The following is a 13378-nucleotide window of genomic DNA, read 5'->3' as shown; positions in this document are numbered from 1 at the left end:
CTGACGCTGCGAAGCCCTGACCCACCAGCACGCTGCGCTACCCTACGGCTATTGGCAATTACTGGCTACTGGAATATAGCAACAGTTGGAAAATTGACAAGCCGCCCGCGGCAGCGAAAAGTCGTGCATCAAAGCACAGTCGTCAAATTACCGACGGCACTGAATGAGTGTGCTATTGAACAACCGTTAAAGACGTACTTCACCCTGCCGACGCGTTGAGTGTTTAAATCTTTCTTCTGTTGGCAACTGCCACAAAACCAATCACCGCGAAGGCGAAGAACCAACCTGCCGTTGCGACAGGAATGACACTGTTTTGATTGACATAAGAATCAGCAGCGCGTGCTGCGCCACTTAAAAGCACCAACAAGAATATTGATTTTATGAACAGTGTCGAGCGCATAACCCCCTCCTATATAGAGGATAATAAAAGTCGTTATATTTGGGTTTAGCGGGAGACTTCCTCGCTGTTGATTTGAGCTTATGGGCACAATGACACTACGTCAATGATCCGACACCATAATAAATCTCAATGAACGAGGGGTGACTTCGTCAAAATGCCGTCACGCAAAAAATGCAAGCGCCCCAGGCGGTTGCCTGACACGTGCCGCTTCGCTGCAAGAGACTGAAATACCTAAATTTCTATCACCTCGGCCGCTCGGAAGACCCCAGCGGTGTGCGATATCGGCAAGGGAAGGTAATAAGCGTGGAAGTGATTGCGTTTCATCGGTGAGAAGGCAAATGCCAATCGTTGAGCTTGCGAACCGAAATCTGGCGCTTTCGAACCAGACGCTGACACGGACTATAAGGGCATCAGGTCGAGGGTGCGTTCCACTTCCTCGATGTCGATCCTGAAGCCATCGCCCTCCGGCATGCCCACTACAAAGCCGAAGTGCTGCTGGTCGCGATCCGTCAGGTACTTGTAATAGCTGACAAAACGGTTCGGAGGCTGCAACGTCAGCACGCAGCCGCCGGTTTGCAGCACGTTGACGCCGTGAACCAACTGGCTGCCTTCAACCCCGACCACCACCCTGGCGCCGGCACAGGCTGCAATAATGCTTGGCACGTCGGTCTTCAGCGGGTCGACAACGCGAAAGCCCCGGGTCTGGCGCAAGTGCTCTGCAATCGCCATTTCATTACGCAGGAAACGCAAGTCGCCGTCGCCCCCACGCAAAATGAACACGCCGGGGTGCGGCTCATGGTTGACGTGCGAAAGCAGTTTTTCACCCATGGCCCGGTAGCGTAAATGCCGGCTGCGGTTATTGCTCTGATCGTCAAACAGCACCAGTTCACGGAAAAACGCACTGCGCAGACGTAGGGGCTTCATGTCTAACCAGTCTTCATAGGCAGGCGCCTGGGAAAACAACGGGTAGCGGGCTGATGGCGCCGTGGTCACCGGTACGCCCTCGTTACGGGCCAGTGCGTAAGTGACACAGTCTTCCATCAACCAGGTGCCAAACCATGAATTGCCATTTTGCGTGCAATAGATGGCCGCTCGTTCTATTTCGTTCTCGACGACAACCCGCGGAAAGGTACTGGGTTTCAACGATAACCAATGGCTGGCCTTGCCCTTGTAGAGCGCCCCGTCTATGAGCCAGACGTCCTTGATCAAGTAGCCGCGTGTAGGGCCCTGCACAACGCTGAGGCCGCCTTCCATGGTGCGCGCTGGATGCACATAGGGGTAAAAGCGCTTGGCCTCCCACCCCGTTACCCGCTCGAGCTGATTGGGTAAATAGAAGGCTGGCGGGGAGAGGGTTGTCTCACCCGGCGCAATGTCCCAGCTTTTTGACGCGATGCTTTTCAGGTCGACCGCCGAATTGCGGGCAAGTCGCTTGCGTGCCATGTACTTATACGCAGCGAGGGTCCACTTATGCCGTTTGCCGGCGGACGGTGCGCTGAATTTCGACATATCGCTTCCCATGAAGCTGCTCCCCCGGGTGGCGTGGCCACTGGCCCTTTGAATCAGTTGGATGTGACCCTTTCCATCGTCGGCGGCGACTGTAAGTTGGCGTACCGCGTGCGCAAGGTTTCAATAAAGGACTCCCCCGAACCGGTGGTGCCATAGAGGTAGATCTTGTGCAGCCCGCCAAACACCATTTCGTGATATCGGCTGGCGACCTCCTCCTCGCTTGGCCCGTCTGGCAAGCCCAGGTGCAGGGTCAATTTGTCGCCTTCGACAGCGAACATCGGGGTTTCCCAAAGAAACTTCGCCGTGCCGGTCTTGGGTAGCCTGACGAACAGGTAGGCATGGTTGCCCAACGAATCGATATCGCCGCCGCGCCTTCTCTTCCATTTCAGCAAGCCGTCATCCGGCCGCGCCAGGCACAGGCCGATATCGTAATAATCAAAGCCCTGTTGCAGTGCCCACTCCAACGCCATGAACGTGGTGATGGAGTTCACTTCCCGCAGTTTTTTCGCATCTGAAAACACCGCCTCGCTATAACCAAAACGCAGCGTGCTCCAATAACGTTTGCCCCCGCGCGTCACTTCACACCCCAAGTGACAGCCAATGACTTCGTCGCCCAAGGTGATCAGGTCCAGACGCCCTACATGCTTGGCGATGCGAAACACATCGTCCGTGGGGAACTGCGCGGCATGAATACCTTGCCTTGCGGTGGCATAGGGGCGCAGTAGCTGGCTGTCGGCCATTGCGATTTCTTCATCCGACAGTGTCTGCCTCATCTGGTAGAGCGGTCGGTTCTTGCGAATGCTGCGGCGCAATTCGCTGTCATAGCGTGCGGTAATGTCCTCCAGCGGGCGCCCCAGCGGTACCACGGCGCTCAGGTAGTGCGGCACCGACAAGGCCCCAGTGGTGGGCAATTCACTCACCAGCACCACATGGTTGGACGCTTCAGGCTCTGCACTGCCGGCGGCCACCGGGGCGTTGCCCGCTACCTTGCCACCAATCAGCAGCTTGGCCATCTCGCGCTGGTGCTTGCGGCCGATGTAGAGGATTTCGTAGGGGCTTTCCTGCTGCAGCCGGAACCTCGCGACCTCCCACCGCCAAAAACAGGCTCGCCCAAGCACTTCTCGTATCTTGCTGGAGAGCAACCTGATCTCGTAGCGCGTGGAGGGAGAGATGAGTTTTCGTGCAACAGCCGCCAAGTTCTCTTTCATGCTGGTTCGACATCCTTTGATGTTGTCCAAGGGCAGATCAGCAAAAGATCACAGTTGACTGTAATAAACACACCCAACGCGCTGATATATAAAAGATTGCTTACGAAACATCACTCTCACATTCAGTAACAATTTAAGATGCAAGGCCACGCTTTGGCAAGCGGCACTTTGACAGCATGACGACCTATTTTATGACGTCAAATTTCTTGTTTGCACTTGATGACTTTATGACGCTAACCCATGACGTATGTTCAGTTAAGCGCACTACTCGGCTACCACCTGGTTATTAGCAATTGCCGTTTGATGCTGGCTCCTCATAAAGGAGCATCAACATGCCCGCCCTCTCCACGCTCGCCCCCCATCAAGACCTGCTCAAGCAACAGCTTCCTGCCTGGACCCATCGAATAGCGGCCTCTCAATGGCAGCGTTTGAAACAAAGCCATGTACCGGCCTATTTCACCCAGGACTGGTTCGCCAATGCCGCCCCCGATCTTCGCGAGGCTGTACAGCGTAGCCAATCGCGCCTGTTACGCTCGCAAGCCACGCTCGCTCGCTGCGGGGGCTTGAACAAGTTGCCGAATTCGCTGAATCGCGACTCAAAGCCTGCCTCGCCGAGCAGGACTGCACGGCACCCTTGCGTGGCACTGAGCTGCTTCGGGTAGAAAGCACGTGGCATTGGATAGGCCTGCGCACGCTTTACAGTCATCGACGCGATAATCTGCTGCAAGCCGCACTGCAGAACTTCGCCGACGACGAGTCCTTCACGCCCCAGAGTGCCATCGCCCTGAGCGCCAATATTCATGTAACAGCCGCCGAGGTGCAGGGCATCGCGTTTACCGGTGCGCAAACGCCCGCATCGCACTTTGCGATGCACACGGAGCACTACCAGGTGGAGCCATTGCCACTGGCACCCGCTTCGTTCGCCGCGCTGTGTCGCACACTGGACTTAGGGGCGCAATACCAGACCCATCTGGATCAGCATTTCGCCAAGCCCCAGGTACGTGAGCAGGCAATGGCCGTGTACAAGGACCGGCTGCGCCTGGCTGCCGACCTGGCCTACCTGCGCCATGAACTGAGCGGTGCCACGCGTGACCACGTCGACCTTTTGTTGCAGGGCGAAAATCTGCCGTGCTGGCAACTGGCGTTATTCGGTATCACGCTGCACGAGGTCATGCTGATTGACGCCGGGCACGCCGGGCTGCTGCTCTACCTACCCGGCCACGAGGCGCTGCGGCTATTTACCGATCTTGATGCAGTTCACGACGCATTGGCGGCCCTGTTGCTGGAGCCCGCCACCCGGCAGATGTGCATGGCTTACATTGAGCAGAGCCAGCATCAACACTTTCTCGACTTGCTGCACCAAAACCTTGATGCCTCGGGCACGTCTGCCGACGACCAGGCATGGTCGCGGGCCAGTCATGCAGACCTGCGCCCCACGCGGCTAGCCATCACCGAGGAGCCGTTCGGTTTCCATCAGGCGCTGCACGTAGACCGCCTCAAGCGCGAAGCACGCCAACTGGCGGTGCCGACGGCTGAAGCCGATGCCAAGGCGCGGGCGAGGCGTCTGCAAGCGTGGGAAGACCTTGGCCTGGATGCGCTCAACCTGGCAGGTTTCTTCATCCCTGCCGTGGGCACGCTGATGGTGGCTGTGACAGCGTGCCAACTGCTTGGCGAAGTGTACGAGGGTTATGAAGCCTGGCATCAGGGCGATCGCAATCTGGCACTGCGTCATCTGGAGGCGGCCGGGCTGAATCTGGCACTTGCCGCTGGCTTGGTGACTGCAGGCCACGTGGTGCCGAAGCTGTTCAAAAGCCCGCTGTTGGAGCAGCTGCACGAGGTGCGCAGCAGCGATGGCTGCTACAAGCTCTGGCAACCTGATCTCACACCTTACCGCAGCGCCCAGCCGTTACCGGAGCAAGTACAAGCCAACGCACAGGGCCAGTACCTGCTCGACGGCCGGTATTTCATTCGCATGGATGGCCATCTCTACGAGCAACGCCTGGACAATGAGTTACAGCAATGGCGTATCGTCCACCCCCACGTGCAAGACGCTTGGCAACCGCCGCTGGATCACAACGAACAGGGCGCTTGGCGCGGCTGTCATGAACAGCCATCGCAGTGGTCGTTCGCGGTACTGATACGTCGTCTGGGGCAAGACTACCCTGCGCTGACGGCAGACCAACTTACCCTGGCAGGCCGCATCAGTGGTACCGATGCAGCCAGCTTGCGCCGCGTGCACCTCGAGGGGCAGCCAGCACCTGCGTTGCTGCTCGACACCTTGCAGCGCATGGCCGCGCAAGCCAAGGCGCAAGCACTGAGTGGCGACGCGCCAGAGGCCTTGTTCGCGCGCCTGTATAACGGCGAGGGGCCCATCGAGCCCGCGACAGTTCGGTTATTGCAGGCCTACCCCCGCCTGTCGGCCGCACTGGCCAGGCGCTTGCTGGCGCCACTGGACGCTGTAGAAGCACTGGCCTGGGAACACGACGCAACGTTACCTGCCTGGCTGCGCCAACAAATTGAACATACACACAGCGAACTGCCTCTTGTACGTGCCTTGGAAGGCGTGCTGGTGCCGGCTCGGGCCAGTGCCGAAAGCGAACGTCTGCTGTTCAGCGCCCTCGCTGACTGGCCTGACTGGCCGCGCGATGTACGCCTGGAGCTGCGTGCCGGTAGCCCCGAAGGCCCGCTGCTCGACAGTGTTGGCAGTGACCAGGCCAGGCGCATCTGCCGAGTCATCAGGTCTACAGAAGGCTATGAAGCTGACCTGGGGCAGCGCCCTGCCCCCACCACGCGGGACCAGGACCTGTGCCGCGCAATCGAACAGGCGCTGCCGCGGGGCTATCGCGGCGCACTGGCAATCACCGAAGCAGATGGGGGTTCGATACGCCAGCGCATCCAGAGCTGGGCCACCGAAAACAGGGATACCCTTGCGCAACGACTGTGGGGGCATCGCGCAATACGACGCGCGCTCCCCGGCCAACTGCGTGGGGGGCGCCCGCTTGACCCCGAACCACCGCACCCGCGCCAAACGAGTTCACTGGCCGGCGCCTACCGCCGCCTATACCCCAATGCCACCGATTCAGAGATCGAGGATGCGCTTGAAAGCGGGCAAGAAGATGATGAGACTGAGGACAATGACCTTCGCTCCCCTACACAAAGACTGCGCGACCTGCAGCAACGCCTGGATACCTTGCGCCGCGACCTGCACGAGTGGGCCCGCCCCGACCCGCAACGCCCACACCAGCGGCAGCGAGCGATCCGCCCTATCGTCAATGCCTGGCGGCGCCTCTCGACGGTTTCGCTCGGGGGCGCGGGGCGCATCTACAGCCTCGACCTCTCCGGCCTGGATCTCGAAGACCAGGATTTGGCCAGCCTGGCCTTGCCGGACGACTTCACCCATGTGGAGCACTTGTCGCTGAGCAATAACCCCTCGCTCAGACAGTTACCCGCAGAGGTGCATGAGCGCTTTCCTGGGTTGAAGCGTTTGTTGCTGTCCAATTGCCGCTTCAATGCCCTGCCCCGTTTGGCCAACCCTGGTCGATTGACATGGCTCGACCTGGACAACAACCGCATCACTTGGGACTACCGCGCACAAGCATCCTTGAATCAGTGCTCCAGGCTTGTCGTCCTGGATCTGTCGGGCAACCCACTGCTGGAGGCCCCTGACCTGAATGGGCTTGATCACCTTAAAACCCTGTTCCTGAATGATTGCGGGCTGACCGAGTTACCCGCAGGCCTGGAGCGGGTCGCCGAACCTATCGTCCTGGACATGTCGGGCAACCAGTTCGTGCAATTGCCTGCCGGCTTCAACCTACCGGAACCGTCCGCCCAGGCCCTGTGCCTGGAAAGTGACTGGCTCGGCGAAGGCGTGCTTGCACAAATTGATGCTTACAACACGGCCCATCAGGTCGATCTGCTGGTTAGTGAGGGTGACTATGACGAATTCTTCGAGCAAACCGGGCCTGTGCAAGTCGCACTTTGGCAGCGTTTTCCGCTGCAGTATCGTCGCGACCTCAGACCGCTGCTCGGCGACAATTTTTTTCGAAGCCAGCCCCAGCAAGCACGAGCGGAATTCTGGCGCCGCCTGGCCGCCATCGATGCTGACCAGGTACTGCGCGAGGAATGGTTGACGCACCCGCCCTGCAACCTGTTCAACCTGCCACTGTGAATTGATCGGCAAACGCGTCTGTCACCGAGGTGACAGCCGCGCAAAACGGGGGCTGGATGGGATCATAAGCCTGCGCACACACTGGTAAGTGCTGTATCGGCGCAGCGCAGGCAATGTTGAGCCAGACTGGTGTTTTTCCTGCGGCCGGTGCATGCTCGAAGCTGAAGCGTTTCACCTGGCACGCAATCCGCTCAGATATGTGAGGTGCAGTACCCATGGACCGTCTGCTCGATTCACTCTTCCCCACCGCCGACAACATCCCCGACACCTGGCGCCTGGAAGCCCCCCTGGAACAACGCGACTACTTGGTGAACGGCCAGCTCAAGCGCTGGGACGGCCCGCTGGCCACGGTGCGCAGCCCGGTCTGGCTGAAGCAGGCCGACGGCGAGCAGCAGGTCGTGCTCGGCAGCGCCCCGCTGCTTGACGCCGACACCGCCCTTACCGCGTTGGATGCCGCCGTACAGGCCTACGACAAGGGCCGCGGCGCCTGGCCAACGATGCGCGTGGCCGAGCGCATACAGCACGTCGAAACCTTCCTTGCACGCATGCGCGAACAGCGCCAGGCGGTGGTCAAACTGCTGATGTGGGAAATCGGCAAGAACCTCAAGGACTCGGAAAAGGAGTTCGACCGCACCTGCGACTACATCGTCGACACCATCAACGCACTCAAGGACCTCGACCGCCGCTCAAGCCGTTTCGAGCTCGAACAAGGCACCCTTGGCCAGATCCGTCGGGCGCCACTGGGCGTGGCGCTGTGCATGGGGCCGTACAACTACCCCCTAAACGAAACCTTCACCACGTTGATCCCCGCACTGATCATGGGCAATACCGTGGTGTTCAAGCCGGCCAAGTTTGGCGTGCTGCTGATTCGCCCGTTGCTCGAAGCCTTCCGCGACAGCTTCCCGCCTGGGGTGATCAACGTCATCTATGGCCGCGGCCGCGAGACCGTCAGCGCGCTGATGGCCAGCGGCCTGGTCGATGTGTTTGCCTTCATCGGCACCCACAAGGCCGCCAGCGACCTGAAAAAACTGCACCCACGCCCGCACCGCCTGCGCGCGGCGCTCGGCCTGGATGCCAAGAACCCCGGCATCGTGCTGCCCCAGGTCGACCTGGACAACGCGGTCGAAGAGGCCGTCACCGGCGCCTTGTCATTCAACGGCCAACGCTGCACTGCGCTGAAAATACTGTTCGTCCACGAGGATGTGGTCGAGGCCTTCCTGGATAAATTCCAGCGCAAGCTGGCCGCGCTCAAGCCGGGCATGCCGTGGGAGCCTGGCGTGGCGCTGACGCCTTTGCCGGAACCGGGCAAGGTCGACTACCTCGACGGCCTGGTGGCCGATGCCACGGCCAAGGGCGCCCGCGTCATCAACGAAGGCGGCGGGCAGAGCCGCGGCTCGTTCTTCTACCCCGCCCTGCTTTACCCGGTGAACCATGACATGCGCGTGTACCACGAAGAGCAGTTCGGGCCGCTGGTGCCGGTGGTGCCCTACCGCGATCTGCAGACGGTCATCGACTACGTGCTCGACTCCGATTACGGCCAGCAACTGAGCTTGTTCGGCAACGACCCGGCGACCATCGGCAGCCTGGTCGATACCTTTGCCAACCAGGTCGGCCGCATCAACATCAACGCCCAGTGCCAGCGCGGGCCAGACACCTACCCGTTCAACGGCCGCAAGAACAGCGCCGAAGGTACGCTCTCGGTACACGACGCTTTGCGCGTGTTCTCGATCCGCACGCTGGTGGCGACCAAGTTCCAGGAAGCCAACAAAGCGCTGATCAGTGAGATCATCCGCAATCGCCAATCGAGCTTCCTGACCACCGACTATATCTTCTAACCCGCCAGCGCTTAATGGAGAAATGGCATTTGCATTGATCGCCAGGCTGTATAAACATACAGCTTCGCGATCAGTGTCGGCCTTGCCCTCGCAAGCGGCCAGCACTGCCAATGCAAAAGGAGGCCATACCATGTCAGCCAAACCCATCCCCGAAGGCCAGCACAGCATCACCCCTTACCTGGGCATCAAGGACGCCGCAAAGGCCATCGACTTCTACAAGCAGGCCTTCGGCGCCATCGAAATGTTCCGCCTCGACGGCCCTGACGGCCGCGTCGGTCACGCCGAGCTGAAGATTGGCGACTCGTCACTGATGCTCGCCGACCCGTGCGACATGGAGGGCGGGCTTACCGCCAGCCAGCATGTCGATGGTGCGGCAATTGGGCTGCACCTGTACGTCGAAAACTGCGACCAGGTCTACGCCCAGGCCATAGCAGCAGGCGCCACTGCGCTACGGCCGCTGCAGGACCAGTTCTACGGTGACCGCAGCGGCACCCTGAAAGACCCGTTCGGCAACCTGTGGTTCGTCTCCACGCACAAAGAGGACCTCACCCCGGAAGAAATCCGTGCCCGCGCGGCCAAACTGTTCAGTGGCAACTAAGCCGCCGGCTGCGCGCCTCAAGTTGAAAGTGAAAGCGCTTTGCTTGAAGCTTGGGGCTCGTAGCTTGGAGCTGCCCGTCAATGCGTATCATCGATAAAACCGCCGCGCAGGTGCGCAGCCTCACACTCGCCGAAGAAGAACTGCTGGTCGGTTTCAGCACAGGGACGCTCGTCGGCCCACAACTGCTGCAGGCCAACCAGTTGCTGATGAAGGTGCGTAACGCCAACCAGTGGCTGGCCTGCGACTGCCGCAAGGACGCCCTGCCGGTGCTCAACGTGACCCTCAACGGCAGCACCGGCACACTGTTTTTGAAAAACAACCCCGGTACTGCCGAGCATGCACCGGGCTGCCCGTTCACCAAGGACGAGCGTGAAGCCGCAGAGCGCGAAGACGACCCTGCCCCACCCGCTGCGTGGTTGCCACCCGATACACCGTTGCGCCTGATCGGTGACTTTCGCCCGGCCCAAGACAACGGCGGCGGTGATGGCAATGACCGGCGCGAACAGCAACGGCTGCTGTCGCTGTTGCTGACCTGGGTCGAGATCAGCGGCCTGAACCTCTACGCCACTCACCTGAAAAAAGACCTCACCGGGCAGTTTGCCGAATTGCGCAGCGTTGCCAGCCGCTACCCGCTGCTGGAGCGGGTGCCGGCCAGCAACTACCTGGAAACCCGCCTGGACATGAAGCACATGATGATGCTCAAGGCCCGGCTGCGCGAGGCCACGGTGTTCGGCAACCACCGCCGCCATGGCCTGATGCTCGACTGTGTCGACCAGATCAAAGGGCGCAAGCTGTTCAACAACCGCAGTGACGAGGGGTTCGATTTCCAGGGCCACCACCTGTATTGGGGTGGCAACCGCACGGCTGGCCCGCTGTTGGCATTGGCGCTGTATTCGCCCACCAGCGCCGGTAGCCATTTCTATGAACTGATCCATGTGGCCAGCGTACCGGTGCTGTCGCGTTCCCACCTGTTCCCGGTGTACCGCGATGAAGAGCGCGAGCCGCTCAAGGCGCTGGTGTCGCTGATCGACTGGATGGCCAGCAAGGGCGTGAAAGTGCAGATGCGCCGGCCGGTGATCGGCGGCCAGGTGATGGATGAACTGGTACTGACATCGGACCAGGACCGGGTGCTGTCCGTGTCACTGCTGGAGCAACCGATCGGCCCCGAGCCGGATGCCGAGAACTTCAAGCGCTACGCCGACTTCAAAAGCCTGGAGACCTTCCGCAAGTTTGTGGCTGGTTTCTTCATGCGGGAGCGCTGAAGCCCTCAGGTGTTGGATGTGCGTCCAACACCTGAGGTTGTGCTCAGATCAACCAAGAAACAGCTGGTAAGCCGGGTTCTCGGTCTCGTCCCAATAGCGATAACCCATCTCGTCCAGTGCCTGCGGCAACCTCGCCTGCTCATCGGCCGGCACTTCAAGTGCAGCAAATACCCGCGCTTCTGCGGCGCCATGGTTGCGGTAATGGAACAGGCTGATGTTCCAACGTTTGCCCAACCGCTCCAGGAAGCCCAGCAGCGCACCTGGCCGCTCCGGGAACTCGAAACGCAGCACACGCTCATCCGCCCCTGGCGCGGCATGCCCGCCCACGGTGTGGCGCACATGCAGCTTGGCCAGTTCGTTGTCGGTCAGGTCGAGTACGCTGTAACCCTGCTCGGCGAGGCTGGCCAGCAGCTTTTCACGTGGGTCGTGCAGCGGGTGGGTCTGCACCCCGACAAACAGACGCGCTTCCTTGCCCGGGTAGTAGCGGTAGTTGAACTCGGTGATCTGGCGTTTGCCAAGTGCCTGGCAGAAGGCGCGGAAGCTGCCCGGTTGCTCAGGGATGGTCACGGCGATGATCGCCTCGCGCTGCTCGCCCAGTTCTGCCCGCTCGGCCACGTGCCGCAGGCGGTCGAAATTGACGTTGGCGCCGGAGTCGATGGCGACCAGGGTCCGCCCCTGCACACCCTCGCGGGCCACATACTTCTTGATACCGGCCACGGCCAGGGCACCGGAAGGCTCGGTGATCGAGCGGGTGTCGTCGTAGATGTCCTTGATCGCCGCGCACAGCTCATCGCTGTTGACGGTCACCACCTCATCGACGAAGTGCCGACACAGCTCGAAGCAATGGGCACCGACCTGCGCCACCGCCACACCATCGGCAAACGTGCCGACCTGGGGCAGGATCACCCGTTCGCCTGCGGCCAGCGCAGCCTGCAGGCAGTTGGAATCTTCCGGCTCGACGCCGATCACCTTGACCTCGGGCCGCAGGTATTTCACGTAGGCGGCAATGCCCGCCACCAACCCGCCACCGCCTACCGGGACGAAGATCGCATGCAGGTCACCCGGGTGCTGGCGCAGGATCTCCATGGCCACCGTACCTTGCCCGGCGATCACGTCCGGGTCATCGAAGGGTGGCACGAAAGTGGCGCCGTCACGCTCGGCCAGCTGCAGGGCATGGGCCAGTGCGTGGGGGAAACTCTCACCGTACTGCACCACGTGGCCACCCCGCGAACGCACACCCTCGACCTTCAGCGACGGCGTGGTGGTTGGCATGACGATGGTTGCTTTCAGGCCCAGGTGCGAAGCTGCCAAGGCGACGCCTTGGGCGTGGTTGCCCGCCGACGCGGTGATCACCCCGCGTTCACGCTGGGCCGCCGTCAGACGCGACAGCCGCGTGTAGGCACCGCGGATCTTGAACGAGAACGTGGGTTGCAGGTCTTCACGCTTGAGCAACACCTGGTTGCCCAGGCTGGCAGACAGCGCTGGCGCTGGCTGCAGCGGTGTTTCGATGGCCAGGTCGTAGACGGGCGCAGAGAGAATGCGCCGCACCTGCTCCGACAGTAGCTGCTGGGGCGTGAGCGAGGTACGCAGGTTGGCGCTGAAGCTGGTCATCGATGACTCCTTGGCTGTTTTCACGTTGCCCAGGAGTCAGAGAGTAAAAACCCGCCTCCAGGGCGGGTTAGGTGCACGTACGCGCTAGCCCGCCAAACTGATAATGGCGGTAATAATAATGGCGTTCACGTGCGGGAATGTGTTCATGGGGTAGGAACTTATCCCGCCGCATGGCAGCAAGTCAACACTTTGCCTGCTGCGCCGAAAGCGGCACATCAAAGACCTTGTCGAAGCCCCACTGGAACACGAAGGCATAGACGAAGAAGAACACGAACAGCGCCAGGTTGGTCAGAAACGCCGCCCACAGGCTCACATCCAGCCACCACGCCACCAGCGGCAGCAGAATCACCACCAGCCCGCCTTCAAAACCCAAGGCATGCAAGACCCGGCGCATGAAGGTGCGCTTACGCTGCTGCTGGCGCGCCTCCCAGCGCTCGAACGCCCAGTTGAAGGCCATGTTCCAGCTCATGGCAATGCCCGACATTAGCACCGACAGCACGGCCGATTGGGCCATACCGGCAGCAAACGCCAGTTCCAGCGCTGGCGCCACGCAGGCCACGGCGATGGCTTCGTAGAGGATGGCCTGGACGATCTTGCGTGCCTTGCCTTGCATATTCAGCTCCCTGAAAAAACGACCTACCAAGCTACAAGATGTGGCCCACAAGAAAAAGGCTGAAATTCATATCTGACCAACCCGTCAATAAACGCGCGACCGCACTGTGCGCCGCCGTGGCCTGCCCAGCACGTATTGGACAACCCTGTATTGGGCTGCTTGTATAAATGCCGTGCA

10 protein-coding genes are annotated in these 13378 nt (G+C 60.7%); 5 read left to right on the top strand and 5 right to left on the bottom strand.

Features of this window, described 5'->3' with window-relative positions:
• Positions 1-223 precede the first annotated feature (223 nt).
• From eppA to DJ563_RS05940, 3 genes are all read right to left on the bottom strand, one after another.
• Positions 224-400, bottom strand: a complete 177-nt coding sequence (eppA, locus tag DJ563_RS05950) for an EPS-associated small membrane protein EppA (RefSeq protein ID WP_077068395.1) — start codon at positions 398-400, stop codon at positions 224-226.
• Positions 401-799: 399 nt separating this feature from the next.
• Entirely contained in the window at positions 800-1918 is a 1119-nt protein-coding gene (locus DJ563_RS05945) for a glycosyltransferase 61 family protein (protein WP_434519025.1), read from the bottom strand.
• A gap of 41 nt (positions 1919-1959) precedes the next feature.
• Complete coding sequence (locus tag DJ563_RS05940) at positions 1960-3114, bottom strand: hypothetical protein (RefSeq protein ID WP_274097986.1); 1155 nt, start codon at positions 3112-3114, stop codon at positions 1960-1962.
• 332 nt (positions 3115-3446) lie between these two features.
• Here DJ563_RS05940 and DJ563_RS05935 point away from each other — a divergent pair, with 332 nt between their 5' ends.
• The 5 genes from DJ563_RS05935 (at position 3447) to DJ563_RS05915 (ending at position 10977) form a co-directional block, all read left to right on the top strand.
• Entirely contained in the window at positions 3447-3776 is a 330-nt protein-coding gene (locus DJ563_RS05935; protein WP_434519024.1) for a hypothetical protein, read from the top strand.
• Positions 3668-7282 carry a dermonecrotic toxin domain-containing protein gene (locus DJ563_RS05930; RefSeq protein ID WP_434519698.1) on the top strand — a complete coding sequence of 1205 codons (3615 nt, stop codon included), beginning with the start codon at positions 3668-3670 and terminating at the stop codon, positions 7280-7282. The genes DJ563_RS05935 and DJ563_RS05930 overlap by 109 nt, the downstream gene beginning before the upstream one ends.
• A 215-nt stretch (positions 7283-7497) precedes the next feature.
• A complete protein-coding gene (locus tag DJ563_RS05925) occupies positions 7498-9117 on the top strand; it encodes an NADP-dependent glyceraldehyde-3-phosphate dehydrogenase (protein WP_434519023.1) in 1620 nt (539 codons plus the stop codon).
• A 130-nt stretch (positions 9118-9247) separates the two neighbouring features.
• On the top strand, positions 9248-9715 hold the full coding sequence (locus DJ563_RS05920) for a VOC family protein (RefSeq protein ID WP_434519022.1): 468 nt from the start codon (positions 9248-9250) through the stop codon (positions 9713-9715).
• 80 nt (positions 9716-9795) lie between these two features.
• Positions 9796-10977: a hypothetical protein gene (locus DJ563_RS05915; protein WP_434519021.1), complete on the top strand. Its 1182-nt coding sequence runs from the start codon at positions 9796-9798 to the stop codon at positions 10975-10977.
• A gap of 48 nt (positions 10978-11025) precedes the next feature.
• Here the strand turns inward: DJ563_RS05915 and ilvA are convergent, their stop codons facing one another.
• Together ilvA and DJ563_RS05905 are read right to left on the bottom strand one after the other, a co-directional pair.
• Complete coding sequence (gene ilvA, locus DJ563_RS05910) at positions 11026-12588, bottom strand: threonine ammonia-lyase, biosynthetic (RefSeq protein WP_274097981.1); 1563 nt, start codon at positions 12586-12588, stop codon at positions 11026-11028.
• A 181-nt stretch (positions 12589-12769) separates the two neighbouring features.
• Positions 12770-13201, bottom strand: a complete 432-nt coding sequence (locus DJ563_RS05905; RefSeq protein WP_274097980.1) for a PACE efflux transporter — start codon at positions 13199-13201, stop codon at positions 12770-12772.
• Positions 13202-13378 lie beyond the last annotated feature (177 nt).

Source organism: Pseudomonas sp. NFX1 (assembly GCF_051123555.1).
In the GTDB taxonomy this organism is placed as follows: domain Bacteria; phylum Pseudomonadota; class Gammaproteobacteria; order Pseudomonadales; family Pseudomonadaceae; genus Aquipseudomonas; species Aquipseudomonas capeferrum.
The sequence above is the reverse complement of the archived record's forward strand: the minus strand, read 5'-3'. Positions and strand labels throughout refer to the sequence as shown.

Excerpts from the sequence above, each read along its gene's own strand:
- ilvA (WP_274097981.1), bottom strand. The coding sequence starts at position 12,588 with ATGACCAGCTTCAGCGCCAACCTGCGTACCTCGCTCACGCCCCAGCAG.
- eppA (WP_077068395.1), bottom strand. The coding sequence starts at position 400 with ATGCGCTCGACACTGTTCATAAAATCAATATTCTTGTTGGTGCTTTTA.
- DJ563_RS05925 (WP_434519023.1), top strand. The coding sequence starts at position 7,498 with ATGGACCGTCTGCTCGATTCACTCTTCCCCACCGCCGACAACATCCCC.
- DJ563_RS05940 (WP_274097986.1), bottom strand. The coding sequence starts at position 3,114 with ATGAAAGAGAACTTGGCGGCTGTTGCACGAAAACTCATCTCTCCCTCC.
- DJ563_RS05945 (WP_434519025.1), bottom strand. The coding sequence starts at position 1,918 with ATGGGAAGCGATATGTCGAAATTCAGCGCACCGTCCGCCGGCAAACGG.
- DJ563_RS05905 (WP_274097980.1), bottom strand. The coding sequence starts at position 13,201 with ATGCAAGGCAAGGCACGCAAGATCGTCCAGGCCATCCTCTACGAAGCC.
- DJ563_RS05915 (WP_434519021.1), top strand. The coding sequence starts at position 9,796 with ATGCGTATCATCGATAAAACCGCCGCGCAGGTGCGCAGCCTCACACTC.
- DJ563_RS05920 (WP_434519022.1), top strand. The coding sequence starts at position 9,248 with ATGTCAGCCAAACCCATCCCCGAAGGCCAGCACAGCATCACCCCTTAC.
- DJ563_RS05935 (WP_434519024.1), top strand. The coding sequence starts at position 3,447 with ATGCCCGCCCTCTCCACGCTCGCCCCCCATCAAGACCTGCTCAAGCAA.